This is a genomic window from Variovorax palleresanus, from assembly GCF_051144945.1.
Taxonomy (GTDB): domain Bacteria; phylum Pseudomonadota; class Gammaproteobacteria; order Burkholderiales; family Burkholderiaceae_C; genus Variovorax; species Variovorax paradoxus_S.
Window position 1 is genome coordinate 595,566 of record NZ_JBJNVP010000002.1, and the last position, 15,404, is coordinate 610,969.

At 66.2% G+C, this 15,404-nt stretch carries 14 protein-coding genes and 2 riboswitches; of the genes, 8 read left to right on the forward strand and 6 right to left on the reverse strand.

The genetic code is table 11. From position 1 onward, the window contains the following. The 6 genes from ACJ7Z0_RS06555 to ACJ7Z0_RS06580 all read right to left on the reverse strand — a co-directional run bounded on the left by ACJ7Z0_RS06555 (position 1) and on the right by ACJ7Z0_RS06580 (position 5,754). Complete coding sequence (locus tag ACJ7Z0_RS06555; RefSeq protein ID WP_434789184.1) at positions 1-984, reverse strand: TRAP transporter substrate-binding protein; 984 nt, start codon at positions 982-984, stop codon at positions 1-3. A 41-nt stretch (positions 985-1,025) separates the two neighbouring features. Then, positions 1,026-2,336 carry a TRAP transporter large permease gene (locus ACJ7Z0_RS06560; protein WP_434789185.1) on the reverse strand — a complete coding sequence of 437 codons (1,311 nt, stop codon included), beginning with the start codon at positions 2,334-2,336 and terminating at the stop codon, positions 1,026-1,028. A 12-nt stretch (positions 2,337-2,348) separates the two neighbouring features. After that, positions 2,349-2,936 carry a TRAP transporter small permease gene (locus tag ACJ7Z0_RS06565; RefSeq protein ID WP_434792621.1) on the reverse strand — a complete coding sequence of 196 codons (588 nt, stop codon included), beginning with the start codon at positions 2,934-2,936 and terminating at the stop codon, positions 2,349-2,351. Positions 2,937-2,961: 25 nt separating this feature from the next. Continuing rightward, entirely contained in the window at positions 2,962-3,927 is a 966-nt protein-coding gene (locus ACJ7Z0_RS06570) for a TRAP transporter substrate-binding protein (protein WP_434789186.1), read from the reverse strand. 14 nt (positions 3,928-3,941) lie between these two features. Continuing rightward, positions 3,942-4,757 carry a putative hydro-lyase gene (locus tag ACJ7Z0_RS06575; RefSeq protein WP_434789187.1) on the reverse strand — a complete coding sequence of 272 codons (816 nt, stop codon included), beginning with the start codon at positions 4,755-4,757 and terminating at the stop codon, positions 3,942-3,944. A gap of 91 nt (positions 4,758-4,848) precedes the next feature. Then, positions 4,849-5,754, reverse strand: a complete 906-nt coding sequence (locus tag ACJ7Z0_RS06580) for a LysR family transcriptional regulator (RefSeq protein ID WP_434789188.1) — start codon at positions 5,752-5,754, stop codon at positions 4,849-4,851. A 99-nt stretch (positions 5,755-5,853) separates the two neighbouring features. On the opposite strand from ACJ7Z0_RS06580, the gene denD reads away from it, so the two are divergent. The 8 genes from denD to gcvP all read left to right on the forward strand — a co-directional run bounded on the left by denD (position 5,854) and on the right by gcvP (position 15,371). Then, a complete protein-coding gene (gene denD / locus ACJ7Z0_RS06585; protein ID WP_434789189.1) occupies positions 5,854-6,870 on the forward strand; it encodes a D-erythronate dehydrogenase in 1,017 nt (338 codons plus the stop codon). A 45-nt stretch (positions 6,871-6,915) separates the two neighbouring features. Continuing rightward, on the forward strand, positions 6,916-7,890 hold the full coding sequence (locus ACJ7Z0_RS06590) for a TRAP transporter substrate-binding protein (protein WP_434789190.1): 975 nt from the start codon (positions 6,916-6,918) through the stop codon (positions 7,888-7,890). Between the two features lie 97 nt (positions 7,891-7,987). Then, complete coding sequence (locus ACJ7Z0_RS06595; RefSeq protein WP_434789191.1) at positions 7,988-8,500, forward strand: TRAP transporter small permease; 513 nt, start codon at positions 7,988-7,990, stop codon at positions 8,498-8,500. Positions 8,501-8,510: 10 nt separating this feature from the next. Further along, complete coding sequence (locus ACJ7Z0_RS06600; protein WP_434789192.1) at positions 8,511-9,803, forward strand: TRAP transporter large permease; 1,293 nt, start codon at positions 8,511-8,513, stop codon at positions 9,801-9,803. Between the two features lie 155 nt (positions 9,804-9,958). Beyond that, complete coding sequence (locus ACJ7Z0_RS06605; protein ID WP_434789193.1) at positions 9,959-10,510, forward strand: hypothetical protein; 552 nt, start codon at positions 9,959-9,961, stop codon at positions 10,508-10,510. 49 nt (positions 10,511-10,559) lie between these two features. After that, a riboswitch (glycine riboswitch) is annotated at positions 10,560-10,650 on the forward strand. Positions 10,651-10,662: 12 nt separating this feature from the next. Beyond that, a riboswitch (glycine riboswitch) is annotated at positions 10,663-10,782 on the forward strand. A gap of 45 nt (positions 10,783-10,827) precedes the next feature. After that, on the forward strand, positions 10,828-12,003 hold the full coding sequence (gene gcvT, locus ACJ7Z0_RS06610) for a glycine cleavage system aminomethyltransferase GcvT (RefSeq protein ID WP_434789194.1): 1,176 nt from the start codon (positions 10,828-10,830) through the stop codon (positions 12,001-12,003). Positions 12,004-12,043: 40 nt separating this feature from the next. Beyond that, positions 12,044-12,415 carry a glycine cleavage system protein GcvH gene (gene gcvH, locus ACJ7Z0_RS06615; protein WP_354400160.1) on the forward strand — a complete coding sequence of 124 codons (372 nt, stop codon included), beginning with the start codon at positions 12,044-12,046 and terminating at the stop codon, positions 12,413-12,415. Positions 12,416-12,464: 49 nt separating this feature from the next. Further along, positions 12,465-15,371 carry an aminomethyl-transferring glycine dehydrogenase gene (gcvP, locus tag ACJ7Z0_RS06620; RefSeq protein ID WP_434789195.1) on the forward strand — a complete coding sequence of 969 codons (2,907 nt, stop codon included), beginning with the start codon at positions 12,465-12,467 and terminating at the stop codon, positions 15,369-15,371. The last annotated feature ends 33 nt before the right edge of the window (positions 15,372-15,404 follow it).

The following is a 15,404-nucleotide window of genomic DNA, read 5'->3' on the forward strand; positions in this document are numbered from 1 at the left end:
TCAGCGTTTGCTGTCGACGTAGTAGGGAACAAAGATGCGGTTGGCCTCGTTGCCGACCGAGCGCACCCATTCGAGCGAGAACTTCTCGCCCATGCGCTTGAGGTCGGCCTCGAAATCCGGCGGAACGCGACCGACCTGGAGGCCTCGGCTGCGCAATTCGTTGGTGGCGTCGGCGGCGGCAGCCTGGCTCAGGGCCCATCCGCGCGTCTCGGCTTCCTGCCCGGCGGCCAGCAGCATCTGCTGCAGATCGGGTGCAAGCGCCTCGAAGGCCTTCCGGTTGACGAAAACGATGTTCTTCGGATACCAGGCATTGATCTCGTAGTAGTACTTCGCGCGGCCCCACACCTGGTTCTCCACGCCGGTGACCGCCGAGGTGATCATGCTGGTGATGCGGCCGGTGGCGAGCGCCTGGTTGACCTCGACCATCGGCACGTCGACCGGCGTTGCGCCGAGCAGCTCGGCAATGCGTTCGGTGGTCTGGTTGTAGGTGCGCATGCGCGCGCCGCGAAAGTCGGCCGCCGTACGCACCGGCGTGTCGGTGTAGAGCCCCTGCGGCGGCCACGGAACGGCATAGAGCGCCTGGAGGCCACGCGCCGCGAAGTGCTGGTCGATCAGCGGCCGCTGCAGCGTCCACATGCGCCGTGCGTCGGCGTAGCTGCCCACCACGAACGGAATGGCGTCGGCCCCGGCGATCGGGATCTCCTTCACCATGCTGGTCATGATGGTCTCGCCGGCCTGCACCTTGCCGTCCTGCACCGCCTGCCGGATGTCCGCCAGCTTCACCAGCGCGTTGTTCGGCTTCACTTCGATGCGCAGGCGGCCTGCGCTGGCACGCGCCAGGTCGGCCGCCATGCGCTCGATGTTCTGCGTGTGGAACGATTCGGCGCGGTAGCCGGTGGCCAGCTGCCATTGGACGGCGGTTTGCGCCAGGCAAGGCTGTCCCGACGCGGCTGCGAACGCAGCCGCGATCCAGATGTGCTTCATGCGGTTCCCCTAAAAGCGCAGCGGGTGGCGTTGCAGGTGCGTCACTTCGCCGGCCCCATCACCAGGTCGGGCACGATCGTCACGATCTGCGGGAACACGGTGATCAACCCGATGCAGACCACCAGGCAAAGGAAGAACGGGATCGCGGCCCGTGCGATGCGGTTGCTGTCCTTGCCGGTCATGTTCTGCAGCACGAAGAGATTGAAGCCCACGGGTGGCGTGACTTCGGCAATCTCCACCAGCAGGATCACGAAGATGCCGAACCAGATGAGATCGAAGCCGGCCTTCTGGATCATGGGCAGCACCACGGCGGCGGTCAGCACGATCATGCTGATGCCATCCAGCGCCGTGCCGAGCACCAGGTACACCAGCACCAGGCAGGCAATCAACGCGTAGGGCGACAGGTGCATCGAATTGACCCACTCGGCCAGCTCGCGCGGGATGCCGGTGAAGGCCATGGTCTTGGTCAGGAAGGCCGCACCCGCGAGGATGAACATGATCATGCAGCTCGTGCGTGCCGATCCGAAGAGGCCTTCCTTGAAGTTGGTCCATGTGAGCGAGCGGCTCCAGGCTGCCAGGGCCAGTGCGCCGACCACGCCGTAGGCAGCACACTCGGTGGCCGTGGCCCAGCCCGCCACCAGCGACCAGCAGATGAAAACGATCAGCAATGCGCAGGGGATCAGGTTCTTGGAGAGGCGCAGCTTTTCACGCAGGCTGGTCGGCGGCTCTTCCGCGGGCATCAGTGCCTTGTTGCGCAGCGCCCACCAGGCGATGTAGGCGCAGAACAGGAACATCAGCACCAGGCCGGGCAGAAAGCCCGCCAGGAAGATGCGGATGATCGATGCATCGGCAGCCACTGCGTAGACCACCATGGTGATCGACGGCGGGATCAGAATGCCCAGCGTGCCCGCCGTGGCCAGTGAGCCGATGGCGATGTTCTCGTCGTAGCCGCGCTTCTTCAGCTCGGGCAGGGAAACTTTGGCGATCGTCGCGCAAGTCGCGGCGGATGAGCCGGACACCGAGCCGAAGATGCCGCAGCCCAGGATCGTGGTGTGGAACAGCCGTCCGGGGATTCGGCCGAGCCAGGGTGCCAGGCCGGTGAACATCTCCTGGCTGAGCTTGGTGCGAAACAGTATCTCGCCCATCCAGATGAACAGCGGCAACGCCGCCAGCTCCCAGCTGGCGTTGCTTTCCCAGAAGGCCGAGAACAGGTTCAGGCCGGGCTGGCTGGTCGTGAAGAAGGCCTGGCCGACCCAGCCGCAGATCGCCAGCGTCATGGCAATCCAGACACCGCCGGACAGCATGAGAAGCATCAGCAGCAGGAGAATGGCGCCGACGGTAAGGATGTCCATGATCTTGACCTTTCAGAGATCCGAAGAGAAGTCGCCCTGGGCGTGGCGTTCTTCCACCAGTCGCACGTAGGTCGGAATGCCGCCACGGACAACGATCAGCAGTTCGTCGACCAGCGCCACCAGGAACAGAACCGAACCGATGGCAAAGCTCATCTGGGGAATCCAGATCGGTATCGCCCAGAGCCCCTGCGCCAGCTCGTTGAACTGCCAGCTCTCGAACGTGAATCGGCAGGCCCACCAGGCGAGGTATCCCATCGCGACGCAAGCAACCGCGAGGCAGACCAGTTCGAAGCGGCGCCGGTTGGACGCGGAGAGCTTTTCCAGCACCAGCGTGACCCGGACGAAGTCGCCGTGCTTGAAGGCATGGGCCATCGTCATGAAGGCAGCGGCGGCGCACAGCCACGACACCACGTCGGTGATGGCACCGGTCTGAAAGCCGAACTGCCGCCCCAGGGTCTGGACAACCATCAGGATGCAGATGAGCGCAATACAGCCCGCGCCCAATGCGCCAGCCATCAGGTAGGTGCGGTCGAGCACGCGCCGCAGCGCATGCGGCGTCGCCGTCGGGGTGGTGGCGATGCCGTCCAAGGGGGTGGCCATATCGGCGGTCAGCGACATGGGGCGCTCACTTCCGGGAGTAGGCGTCGATGACCGCCTGGCCATCGGCACCGGCCAGCTTGATCCAGTCGGCCGTCATGCGGTCGCCGATGACCTTGAGCTCCTTCTTCAAGCCTTCGGCGCCGACGTCGACGGTCATGCCCCGGGCGGCAAGCTCCTTGATGTACTCCTCGTTCTTCTGCTCGCTGAGCTTCCAGCCGCGCTGCTCGGAAGCCGCGGCCTGTTGCAGCACTGCGTCCTGCGTCGGCTTGTCCAGGGCCTCGAATGCCTTCTGGTTGACCACCACGGCATTGCGCGGCAGCCAGGCAGCCACGCCATAGAAGTACTTGATGCTCTCGTACAACTTGCTGTCCACGCCGCTCGCGCTGGACGTGAGGAAGTTGTCCACCCCGCCGGTGGCCAGCGCGGCCGGCAGCTCGGCCAGTTGGATCGTCACCGGCTGCGCACCCACGGCCGTCGCGATGTACGAGGTGGCCGGGTTGTAGGCACGCATCTTGGTGCGGTTGAGATCCTTGAGGGTCGATACCGGCTTGCTGGAGTACAGGCTCTGCGGCGGCCACGGCACCGTGTAGAGCAGCTTGACGCCCTGCGCGGCCAGCGTCTTCACCAGCAGCGGCCGGGAAGCCTCGTCCAGCCGTTTCGACTCGGCATAGCTCGTGGCCAGGAACGGAATGGAGTCGACGCCGAAGACCGGCGCTTCGTTCGCGGCGCCCGACAGGAGGAGTTCCCCGGCCGGCACCTGGGCCGACTGCACGGCGCGCTTGATTTCGTTCGCCTTGAAGAGCGAGGCATTGGCGTGAACCGCGATCTTGAGCTTTCCGCCGGTGGCCTTCTCCACGCCTTCTGCGAACTGCTGCAGGTTCTGCACCGGGAACGTGTTGACGCCGTAGCCGGACGGAAGATCCCATTTGACCTGGGCGGAGGCGGTGCCTGCAGCCGCGACCGCGGCCAGGATGAGCATGAGTTTTTTCATTGGGGGTTCCTAGTTCAGAAGCTGGCGAGTTGGTGGTTGAAAAGATCGGTGATGAGCATCGCGCCCGGAGCGTGAGTGATGCAGAACGAGGGGCGGGCCTGCGCGATGACCGCCTGGGGCGTGACGCCGCAGGCCCAGAACACGGGCAGCTCGCCGGGCATGACCTCGACCGCGTCGCCGTAGTCGGGATCGGCGAGCGAGCGGATGCCGATCAGCGCCGGATCGCCGATGTGCACCGGCGCCCCGTGCACGGCCGGAAAGCGCGAGGTGATCTGCACCGCGCGAATCGCATCGGCCGCGCGCAGCGGGCGCATCGACACCACCATCGGCCCATGGAAAGGACCGGCGGGCGTGGTGGCCACCGAGGTGCGGTACATCGCCACGTTGCGGCCTTGCTCCACATGGCGCAGGGCGATGCCCTCGGCCATCAGCGCATGTTCGAAGGTGAAGGAGCAGCCGATGACGAAGCTCACCAGGTCGTCGTTCCACAGGACGCGAACATCGGTGGGCTCGTCCACCAGTTCTCCGTCACGCCACACGCGGTAGCGCGGCAGGTCGGTGCGGATGTCGATGTCTTCGCCAAGCGCCGGCAGTGCCGGGTCACCGGCCTCCGACACGCCGAGCAGCGGACACGGCTTGGGGTTGGCCTGGCAGAAGCGCAAGAAATCGGCGGCGTACGCCCGCGGCAGGATCACGAGATTGCCCTGCACGTGGGCACTCGCGAGCCCGCTGGTGTGGGTGCGGAGCGCACCGCTGCGGCACGCCTGGCGCACGGCCTGCGCACTACTGCCGGGGCCAGGCTGTTCTTCGAAGGATGGAGAGTTCGACATTTGGCGTTCTCGATGCCCGATGCATCGCTTTGATGTGATGCGCCGGATTGTGGGAATCCGCGCTCACAAACGCCAACGCAAAGTTTCTTTCTCAACTCATCGATTTTTTTGATGACCCTGGGCGGTGCGACGCATGCACCACGGCGGAGCTCAGCGCGGCCTCCGGCAACGGGGACGACGGGTCGTCGCGGTAGCTCGCGTAGATGGGCAAGGGCTCCAGCGTGTCGTCGCAGGGCAGCACGCGCAGCGGCAGGCGCCGTGCCAGCGGCTCGACCACCGCACGCGGCAGCGTGGCCACGCCGAAGCCCGCCTCCACCAGCTGCGCCATCGCCGAGATCGACGAGATCGCATGCACGCGCGGCGGCGGGCTGCCGGCTTCGCGAAACAGCTCGAGCAGCGCCACGTGCGGCTGCGAACCGCGCTGGAAGGTCAGCAGGTCGAGCGAGAGCAGGTCCGGCAGGCGGTAGCGCCGCTTCAGGTGCAGGTCGCGGTGGCCGACGAAGCACATAGGCATCGGTGGCACGGCGCGGGTGCGCACGCCGTCGCCGATGGCCGGCAGTGCGGCAAAGACCAGGTCCTGCTTGCCGCGCTGGAGCTGGTCGACCAGCACGGGCGTGGTTTCGACGGTGAGCTCCAGCTCGAAGTCCGGATGCGTCGCCTGCATGTGCTTGAGCCAGCCGGTGAGCCAGCTGTGCACCACCGATTCGATGGCGCCCACGCGCAGCACGGCTTCCCGCACCGCACCCGACCCCATCTCGGCCTTGATGTGCATCTGCATTTCGAGCAGCTTCTGCGCAAAGGCGTGAAAGCGCTGCCCCGCCACGGTGAGGCGGAATTGCTTGTCGCGCCGGTCGAGCAGCAGCACGCCCAGCTCGCGCTCGAGCGCGGCAATGCGGCTGGAGAGCGCCGACTGCGTGATGTGCAGCTTCTCGGCCGCGCGAGTAACGCTCTTGAGCGCCACGGCCCAGTGAAAGGCTTCAACGAATCGCAGGTTCATCGTTTTCCGGTCGTCCGGCTCCTTGAGTGCGCGAGCCGCGAGTGTCGCCTCTGCCGGGCTTTGTGCTGCGCTATGCTCGTTGCAGAAGGAGACAAGACCATGCAGATCGTCATCACGGGCGGGGCCGGCTTTGTGGGCGCACGCCTTGCCCGCACGCTGCTGAAGCAGGGGCAGCTTTCGCTCGCGGGTGCACCGGCCCGGGCCATTTCGCGCATCACGCTGGTCGACCGCGCCCAGCCGCCGGCCGATCTTGCGGCCGACGCGCGCATTGCCAGCGCGCTCGGCGACCTGAACGAACAACTGGCATCGCCCGATGCGGCGCTCTGGCGCGAAGCCGACGCCATCTTCCATCTGGCCGCCGCGGTCAGCGGCGAATGCGAGGCCGACTTCGACTTGGGCATGCGCAGCAACTTTGCCGCCACGCATGCCCTGCTCGAGAAGGCGCGCGCCATGGGCACTCGGCCGGTGGTGGTGTTTGCCAGCTCGCTGGCCGTGTTCGGCGATTCGCCCGATCAGCCCTTGCCGCCGGTGATCGAAGACCACACGCTGCCGACGCCGCAGACCAGCTACGGCATCCAGAAATTCATTGGCGAGCAGCTGGTGGCCGACTACACGCGCAAGGGCTTCATCCGCGGCCGCAGCGTGCGCCTGATGACGGTGAGCGTGCGTCCCGGCCGGCCCAACGGCGCCGCATCGGGCTTTTTCAGCGGCATGGTCCGCGAGCCGCTCGCGGGCATTCGCGCCGCCTGCCCGGTGCCCGACGAAACGCCCGTGGCCATCGCGTCGCCGGCGCGCACCGTCGAAGGCATCCTCCGCGCGGCGGAAGCCGGCGACGCCGAATGGGGCCCGCGCACGGCTCTCAACCTGCCCTCGCTTTCCACCACGGTGGGAGAGATGGCCGCCGCGCTCGAGCGCGTGGCCGGCAAGGCCGCCACCGACCTGCTCGACCGCACGCCCGATCCGGTCATCCAGCGCATCGTGAAAACCTGGCCCGGCCGCATCGAAACCGCGCGCGCCAGACGCCTGGGACTTTCGGCAGATGCCGATTTCGAGACGGTTATTCGCGAATACGTCCGTGAAAATCCCGACGCGGTGAAGCTCCCGATTGCGGCATAGTCGCATGCGCCTGACGCATTCCTGACCACACCCCCCGGAGACACCATGAAACTCGGCCACATCGCCGCCGCCTGCCTTTCGCTTGCCCTGGGCACTTCCGCCCTTGCACAACAACCGACGGTGCTGAAGATCGGCTACGCGACCTCCAAGGAGTCGCACTACGGCGTGGGCTCCGCGGTGTTCTGCGACGAAGTCGAGAAGGGCACGCAAGGCCGCTACAAATGCCAGCACTTCGCCAACTCGGCGCTTGGCGGCGAGCGCGAACAGATCGAGGCCGTCCAGCTCGGCACGCAGGATCTGGTGAACACCTCGACCGGCCCCGTGGGCAATTTCGTGCCCGAGGTCAAGATCGTCGACATCCCCTTCCTGTTTCGCGACTACGACCATGCGCGCAAGGTGATGGACGGCCCCATCGGCCAGAACATCCTGACCAAGTTCCCGAGCAAGGGCATCATCGCGCTGGCCTGGACCGAGAACGGCTTCCGCCACATGACGAACAGCAAGCGCGACATCGTCAAGCCCAGCGATGCGGCCGGCCTGAAGATGCGCACCATGGAAAACAAGGTGCACATGGACGGCTACCGCACCTTCGGCATCCTGCCGACGCCCATGGCCTTCCCCGAACTCTTCGGCGCGCTCCAGCAAGGCACGGTCGACGGCCAGGAAAACCCGATCCCGGTGATCCTGGCTTCGAAGTTCTCGCAGGTGCAAAAGCACCTGTCGCTCACGGGACACGTGTATTCGCCCGCCCTGCTGCTGCTCTCGCCCAAGGTGTGGAACAAGCTCTCGGACGCCGACAAGAAGGTCTTCGTCGATGCCGCGAAAAAGGCTTCCATCGCCCAGCGCAAGAAGGTCAACGACGACGAGAACAACGGCATCGCCCAGCTCGAGAAAGACGGCATGAAGGTCGTGAAGACCGTCGACGGCGCCGCGTTCCGCGAAGCCCTGAAGCCGGCCTATGCGGGCTACGCCAAGGAGTTCGGAGCCGATAACATCAAGAAGATCACGGACGTCCAGTAAGCCTGCGCGCCAGCTTCTTCCGACGACCGCGCCCGGCCCGCTTCAGTGCGCCGGGCGCTTCTTTTTTTTCCAAGACGACAGAACAGAGAACAACACAGTGCAAGTCTTCGAGCGCTACTTTCTTGCCGCCAACCGCTGGGCGCTGATCCTTTTGCTGGCCGCCATGTCGGTCATCATCTTCACCAACGTGGGGCTGCGCTATCTCACGAACCAGTCGCTCGAATGGGCCGAAGAGGTGTCGCGGCACATGATGATCTGGCTCACCTTCATCGGCGCCGGGCCGGTGCTGCGCTACGGCGGCCATATCGCGGTCGAGAACCTGCAGGACGCGCTGCCGCGCAGCGCAGCCGTTGCGCTGCGCATCGTCGTTGCCGGGCTGCTGTTCGCCTTCTTCGGCTTCATGGTCTGGTACGGCTGGCTGTACATGGAACGCACGATGTTCCAGCTCACGGCAGTGACGCAGATTCCGTTCGCCTATATCTACAGCGCCATGCTGTTCGGCGGCCTGCTGTTGATCGTGCACTGGCTGCTGGTGGTGCGGGGTTATGTGATGCGCAGGGAGTTCGCTTCCGACGCCCACTTCGACGCCAACGCCTCGGCGTCGCTGTAAGGAAACGACCATGGATGCCAGCATCGTTCTGATCGTCTCCGCCTGCATTTTCCTGGCCATCGGCGTGCCCGTGGCCTTTGCGCTAGGCCTTTCGACTGCCGCCACACTCATTCTTGCGGAGAACTACCCGCTGATGGTGCTGCTGAAGGAAACCTTCACCGGCATCGACAGCTTTCCGCTGATGGCCGTGCCATTCTTCATCCTTGCAGCCGAGTTGATGAGCGGCGGCTCGCTCACCGAAGTGCTGCTGCGCTTCGCGGGCCAGTTCGTCGGCCACCGGCGCGGAGGACTCGGCTACACCAACGTGGTGTCGCTCACCTTCTTCTCGGGCATCTCGGGCTCGGCGCTGGCCGATGCGGCGGGACCGGGGTCGATGCTCATCAAGATGATGGACAAGGCCGGCTATGACCGCTCCTACGCGGCAGCGTTGACGGCCTCGACCGCGATCGTCGGGCCGATCATTCCGCCCTCGATCATCATGATCATCTACGCGCTGCAGGACGAAACCGTTTCGGTCGGCCAGCTGTTCGTGGCCGGCCTGCTGCCGGGCCTGCTGATCGCGGTGGCGATGTGCATCGTGAACTTCTACGTCTCGAAGAAGCGCAACTACAAGGGCGATGGCGAGACGCCGCCGCTGCGCGAGATTCTCATCACGACCTGGAAGGCGATTCCCGCCATCCTGCTGCCGGTGGTCATTTTGGGCGGCATGCGCGCCGGCTGGTTCACGCCCACCGAGGCCTCGGTGGTGGCGGTGTTCTACGCGCTGGTGTGCGGCAAGTTCGTCTACCGCACGCTCGAATGGAAGATGCTGCCCGACATCCTCGCGCGTTCGGCCCTGCTGTCGGCCTCGGTGCTGATCATCATCGGGCTCTCGGCCTCGTTCGCCTGGATTCTGACCATCGAGGGCGTGCCGCAGCAAATGGCGGAATGGCTCGTGAGCATGAACCTCTCGCCATGGATGTTCCTGATCATCGTCAACGTGTTCCTGCTACTGTTCGGCATCTTCATCGAGCCGCTGCCCGGCGTGATGGTGCTGGCGCCGATTCTCGCGCCGGTGGCAATGAAACTCGGGGTCGACCCGGTGCACTTCGCGATGATCGTGATCTTCAACCTCACGCTCGGCATGATCACGCCGCCGGTGGGCGGGCTGCTGTTCGTGACCTGCAACGTGTCGAAGGTGCCTATGTCGGCGCTGGTGAAGGAGCTGGTGCCCTTCCTGTGGGCGCACGGCGCCGTGCTGATGATCCTGACCTTCGTGCCGACGCTCAGTACCTGGCTGCCGCGGGCGCTCGGGTTCAAGTAGCGGGGGGAGCCGGCTGGATCGATTTCCACAACGAAAACCGGTCCGGAAAAAGTGACGTGTCATGAGACCGATGCCCCTGTAAGGCAAACGTTTTCACGAAAATGTCACCTCTTGCAACGATGCTGCAGCCTTCGATCCCCGAAAGCTGTTGCGCCATGTTTCCCACCAAGACCGACAAGGCACGCGACGAACTCCAAAGCGGCCAACGCACGCTCAGCCAGCGCGAACGCGCATTGCTGCTGATGGCCGACGGCCGGCGTTCGCTGACCGATTTCAGCCCCCTGTTCGCCAACCGCAGCGAAGCCGAGCAGGCATTGCAGGCCTTGATGAGCCGCGGCTACCTGCACTATCCACAGGCCGCCCCCGCGCCCACTCCCGCGCCAGCCGCCCCGGCGGCGGCCATGGACAGCGCGGCCGAGCCGGCCCAGGCCGCGACCGCCGCCGACCATTTCGACGGCAAGCGCTCCCTGGCCACCACGCGCATGTTCCTGTTCGACATCTGCGAACGCATGTTCGTGCGGCGCGACCCCAGGTTTGCGATGCAGATGCGCGACGCGCTGCGCGAAGCCCGCGACCGCGACGCCATGCTGACGATTGCCGCGCTGATGCTCTCGGAGGTCGAGAAAAGCGCCGGGGCGGAACGCGCTGAATCGCTGCGCGAGCGTATCGAGAGGTTACTTCCGCTCTCCTCCGAGACCGTGCACTGAGCCCGTCCACCCCCCGGCCGCCGGACCGGGGCGCCGCGATCCACTACACTCGCCATGGTCAGGAGAGAGCTTCGCCATGCGAGGCCGCCGAAGGCGCAGGGGTTTCCCGAACGCTCAGGCAAAAGGACTGACACAGCGCTGGCGGATGCCGGCGTTTCCTTGCTGGAGAGAGGCTGTCGCCTGCATCGACGCGATGCGGCAGGCAGCCCACCGAAGGAGCAAACCTCGATCGTGGGGCGAATCTCTCAGGTAAAGCGGACAGCAGGGGTGGCCCATGGCTTGCGCCATGGAATTCGACTGCCCCTTTGGAGTGCCCCGTGGCCGCTTCCGCTTCATCATCCGACGCCCAACTTCTCAAGACGCCGCTCCACGACCTGCACGTGGAGCTGAGCGCACGCATGGTGCCGTTTGCCGGCTATTCGATGCCGGTGCAGTACCCCGCCGGCCTCATGGCCGAGCACAAGCACACGCGCGACGCCGCCGGGTTGTTCGACATCTCGCACATGGGCCAGCTGCGCCTGGTGGGCCCGGACGCCGCGGCCGCCTTCGAAACCCTGATGCCGGTCGACGTGATCGACCTGGCGCCCGGCAAGCAGCGCTATGGCCTGCTGCTGAACGACGAAGGCGGCATCCTCGACGACCTGATGTTCTTCAACGAAGGGCACGGCTCGATCTTCGTGATCGTCAATGGCGCCTGCAAGGTGGCCGACCTGGCCCACATCCAGCAGAAGATCGGCGCGCGCTGCGATGTGCAGCCCATGCCCGACCACGCGCTGCTCGCGCTGCAGGGACCACAGGCGGCCGCGGTGCTGGCGCGGCTGTCGCCCGGCGTCGAGCGCTTCGTCTTCATGACCGGCGGCGCAGTGCAGATCGGCGGCATTCCCGCCTTTGCCACCCGCAGCGGCTACACCGGCGAAGACGGCTTCGAGATTTCGGTGGCCGGCAAGGATGCCGACGCGCTCGCCCGCCTGCTGCTGGCCCAGCCCGAGGTCAAGCCCGTCGGCCTGGGTGCGCGCAATTCGCTGCGCCTGGAAGCCGGGCTCTGCCTCTACGGCAACGACATCGACACCACCACCACGCCGGTCGAGGCCTCGCTGAACTGGGCCATCCAGAAGGTACGCCGCACGGGTGGCGTGCGCGAAGGCGGCTTTCCGGGCGCGGCCAAGGTCCTGGCCCAGCTCGCCGCCGCCATGGCCGGCGCCGCGGGCCGGACCGACCACGACACGCTGAAGCGCCGGCGCGTCGGCCTCGTGGCACTGGAGCGCATTCCGGTGCGCGACGGTACGGTGCTGCAATCGTTCGAAGGCCACGACATCGGCTTTGTCACGAGCGGCCTGCTCGGCCCCACGGCCGACCGCCCGATCGCCATGGGCTACGTGGCCACCGCATTTTCGGAACCCGGTACGCGCGTGCAGGCCATCGTGCGCGGCAAGCCGGTTCCGATGGAAGTCTCGACCCTGCCTTTCGTGCCCACCCGCTACTACCGCGGCTAGGCTCGGCATCCCCGATCATTTTTTCCACGAGGAGTTTTTCATGAGCATCAAGTACACCAAGGACCACGAATGGGTCTCGGCCGAAGGCGGCGCAGCCACTGTCGGCATCACCGTGCATGCGCAGGATGCGCTGGGCGACGTGGTGTTCGTCGACCTGCCCGAAGTCGGCAAGACCTTTGCCCAGGGTGAAGTGGCCGGTGTCGTCGAATCGGTCAAGGCCGCGGCCGATGTGTTCATGCCCGTCTCGGGCGAGATCACCGAAGTGAACGAAGCCCTGCGCGCCGATCCCTCGCTCGCCAACACCGATCCGCTGGCCACCGGCTGGTTCTTCAAGGTCAAGCTCAGCGAACCCGCGCAGCTCGACGCGCTGCTGGACGCCGCCAGCTACGACAAGTTTGCCGCCGAATCCTGATCCGCCGAGTTCGCAAGCCGCCTTTCCTCATCTCCGAGCCTTCACCGCCATGCCGATTCCCGCCCTTCCCTCTTTGCAACAACTGGAGAACGCCGAAGAGTTCCTCGCCCGCCACATCGGCATCGATGCAGCGGACGAGGCGCGCATGCTGCCGGTGATCGGTTCGGAAACGCGGGCGGAACTCATCGACGGCATCGTGCCCGCGGCCATCCGCCGCGCCAAGCCGATGCGCCTGCCGGCCCCCATCACGGAAGCCGATGCGCTGGCCGAGCTGAAGGCCATCGCGGCAAAGAACAAGGTGTTCAAGAGCTTCATCGGCCAGGGCTACTACGGCACGCACACGCCGGGCGTGATCTTGCGCAACGTGCTCGAGAACCCCGCCTGGTACACGGCCTACACGCCGTACCAGGCCGAGATTTCGCAGGGCCGCATGGAAGCCTTGCTCAATTTCCAGACCATGGTGTGCGACCTCACGGGCATGGCCATCGCCAACGCCTCGATGCTCGACGAAGCCACGGCCGCGGCCGAGGCCATGACGCTCGCCAGGCGCAGCGTGAAAAGCAAGAGCAATGTGTTCCTGGTGTCGGGCGACTGCCATCCGCAGACCATCGAGGTCATCAAGACGCGCGCCGCGCCGCTGGGCATCGAGGTCAAGGTCAGCACCGTGTCCGAGACGCTGCCACACCTGATGGTGAGCGGTGAGTTCTTCGGCGTGCTCGCGCAGTACCCCGCCACCACCGGCCACGTGCACGACCTGCGCCCGCTCGCGGGCCATGCGCACCAGTGCGACGCGGCCTTCTGCGTGGCCGCCGACCTGCTGGCGCTGACGCTGCTTGCGCCACCCGGCGAATGGGACGCCGACATCGTCTGCGGCACCACGCAGCGCTTCGGCATGCCGCTGTGCAACGGCGGCCCGCACGCCGCCTACCTGGCCTGCCGCGACGAGTTCAAGCGATCGCTGCCGGGCCGGCTGGTCGGCGTGAGCGTCGACACCCACGGCCAGCCCGCCTACCGCCTTGCGCTGCAGACGCGCGAGCAGCACATCCGCCGCGAGAAGGCCACCTCCAACATCTGTACCGCGCAAGTGCTGCCGGCCGTGGTGGCCAGCATGTACGCCGTGTACCACGGCCCCGACGGCCTCACGCGCATCGCGCAGCGCGTGGCCGCGCTCACGGCCATCCTCGCGCAGGGCCTGGCGCAGATGGGCCGCGAGCCGGTCAACGCCACGGCTTTCGATTCGCTGACCATCCGCACCGGCGAAGACACGCCGAAGATCATCGAGCGCGCGCAGGCCGCGGGCGTCAACCTGCGCCAGCGGCTGCAGCAGCACCTGGGCATTTCACTCGACGAAACCACCACGCGCGCCGACATCGAGACGCTCTGGGCGCTGTTCGTTCCCACCGGTACGCCGATGCCCCGCTTCGACGACCTGGCCAACACCGCGCCGCGCCTGCCCGAAGACCTGCGCCGCACCAGCGCCTTTCTGACGCACCCGGTGTTCAACACCCACAAGAGCGAAACCGCGATGCTGCGCTACATCCGCAGCCTGTCGGACAAGGACCTGGCCCTTGACCGCAGCATGATCCCGCTCGGCAGCTGCACGATGAAGCTCAACGCGACCAGCGAGATGATCCCGATCACCTGGCCGGAGTTCGCCAACATCCATCCCTTTGCGCCGGCCGAGCAGCTGGTGGGCTATGCCCAGCTCGATGCGCAGCTGCGCGCCTGGCTGTGCGAAGCCACCGGCTACGCAGGCATCAGCCTACAGCCCAACGCGGGCTCGCAGGGCGAATACGCGGGCCTGCTGGCCATCAAGTCCTTCCACGAAGCCAATGGCCAGGGGCACCGCAACATCTGCCTCATTCCCTCGTCGGCGCACGGCACCAACCCCGCAAGCGCGCAGATGGTGGGCCTGCAGGTGGTGGTGACGGCCTGCGACGCGCAGGGCAACGTCGACATGGAAGACCTGAAGTTCGCATGCGAGAAGCACAGCGACAAGCTGGCGGCGGTGATGATCACCTACCCGAGCACGCACGGCGTGTTCGAGACCCGCGTGAAGGAGCTCTGCGAACTCGTGCATGAACACGGCGGCCGCGTGTACGTGGACGGTGCCAACATGAATGCGCTGGTCGGCGTGGCCGCGCCGGGCGAGTTCGGTGGCGACGTGAGCCACCTGAACCTGCACAAGACCTTCTGCATTCCGCACGGCGGCGGCGGCCCGGGCGTGGGCCCGGTGTGCGTGGTGGAAGACCTCGTGCCCTACCTGCCGGGCCATGCGACGGGCGGCATTGCATCGAACGGCGTGGGCGCGGTTTCCGCGGCGCCGCTCGGCAATGCGGCCGTGCTGCCGATCAGCTGGATGTACTGCCGCATGATGGGCGCCAAGGGCCTGCAAGCTGCGACCGAAATCGCGATCCTGAGTGCCAACTACATCAGCGCGCGCCTCAAGGACCACTATCCCACGCTGTACGCGAGCCCCAACGGCCACGTCGCGCACGAGTGCATCCTCGACCTGCGCCCGCTCAAGGACACGAGCGGCGTCACCGCCGAAGACGTGGCCAAGCGCCTGATCGACTACGGCTTCCACGCGCCGACGCTGAGCTTCCCGGTGCCCGGCACGCTGATGGTCGAGCCGACCGAGAGCGAGCCGCTGGCCGAACTCGACCGCTTCATCGACGCGATGATCGCCATCCGCGGCGAGATCCGCCGGGTGGAAGAAGGCGTCTGGCCGAAGGACGACAACCCGCTGAAGCACGCGCCGCACACCGCCGCCAGCCTGCTTGGTACGGAATGGCCGCATCCCTATTCACGCGAGCTGGGCGCCTTCCCGCTGGCTGAGCTCAAGCACGCCAAGTACTGGCCGCCCATCGGCCGTGTCGACAACGTCTACGGCGACCGCAACCTGTTCTGCAGCTGCGTGCCGGTAAGCGACTACACGGAAACCGAAGAGGCCTGAAGGCCGGGCGCGAACGGCCGGGCGCAGGAGGAC

Bases quoted from the DNA above. Each gene is read 5' to 3' on its own strand.
- gcvP (WP_434789195.1), top strand. From the start codon at position 12,465: ATGCCGATTCCCGCCCTTCCCTCTTTGCAACAACTGGAGAACGCCGAA.
- ACJ7Z0_RS06555 (WP_434789184.1), bottom strand. From the start codon at position 984: ATGAAGCACATCTGGATCGCGGCTGCGTTCGCAGCCGCGTCGGGACAG.
- ACJ7Z0_RS06560 (WP_434789185.1), bottom strand. From the start codon at position 2,336: ATGGACATCCTTACCGTCGGCGCCATTCTCCTGCTGCTGATGCTTCTC.
- ACJ7Z0_RS06580 (WP_434789188.1), bottom strand. From the start codon at position 5,754: ATGAACCTGCGATTCGTTGAAGCCTTTCACTGGGCCGTGGCGCTCAAG.
- ACJ7Z0_RS06590 (WP_434789190.1), top strand. From the start codon at position 6,916: ATGAAACTCGGCCACATCGCCGCCGCCTGCCTTTCGCTTGCCCTGGGC.
- denD (WP_434789189.1), top strand. From the start codon at position 5,854: ATGCAGATCGTCATCACGGGCGGGGCCGGCTTTGTGGGCGCACGCCTT.
- ACJ7Z0_RS06605 (WP_434789193.1), top strand. From the start codon at position 9,959: ATGTTTCCCACCAAGACCGACAAGGCACGCGACGAACTCCAAAGCGGC.
- gcvH (WP_354400160.1), top strand. From the start codon at position 12,044: ATGAGCATCAAGTACACCAAGGACCACGAATGGGTCTCGGCCGAAGGC.
- ACJ7Z0_RS06570 (WP_434789186.1), bottom strand. From the start codon at position 3,927: ATGAAAAAACTCATGCTCATCCTGGCCGCGGTCGCGGCTGCAGGCACC.
- ACJ7Z0_RS06600 (WP_434789192.1), top strand. From the start codon at position 8,511: ATGGATGCCAGCATCGTTCTGATCGTCTCCGCCTGCATTTTCCTGGCC.
- ACJ7Z0_RS06575 (WP_434789187.1), bottom strand. From the start codon at position 4,757: ATGTCGAACTCTCCATCCTTCGAAGAACAGCCTGGCCCCGGCAGTAGT.
- ACJ7Z0_RS06565 (WP_434792621.1), bottom strand. From the start codon at position 2,936: ATGGCCACCCCCTTGGACGGCATCGCCACCACCCCGACGGCGACGCCG.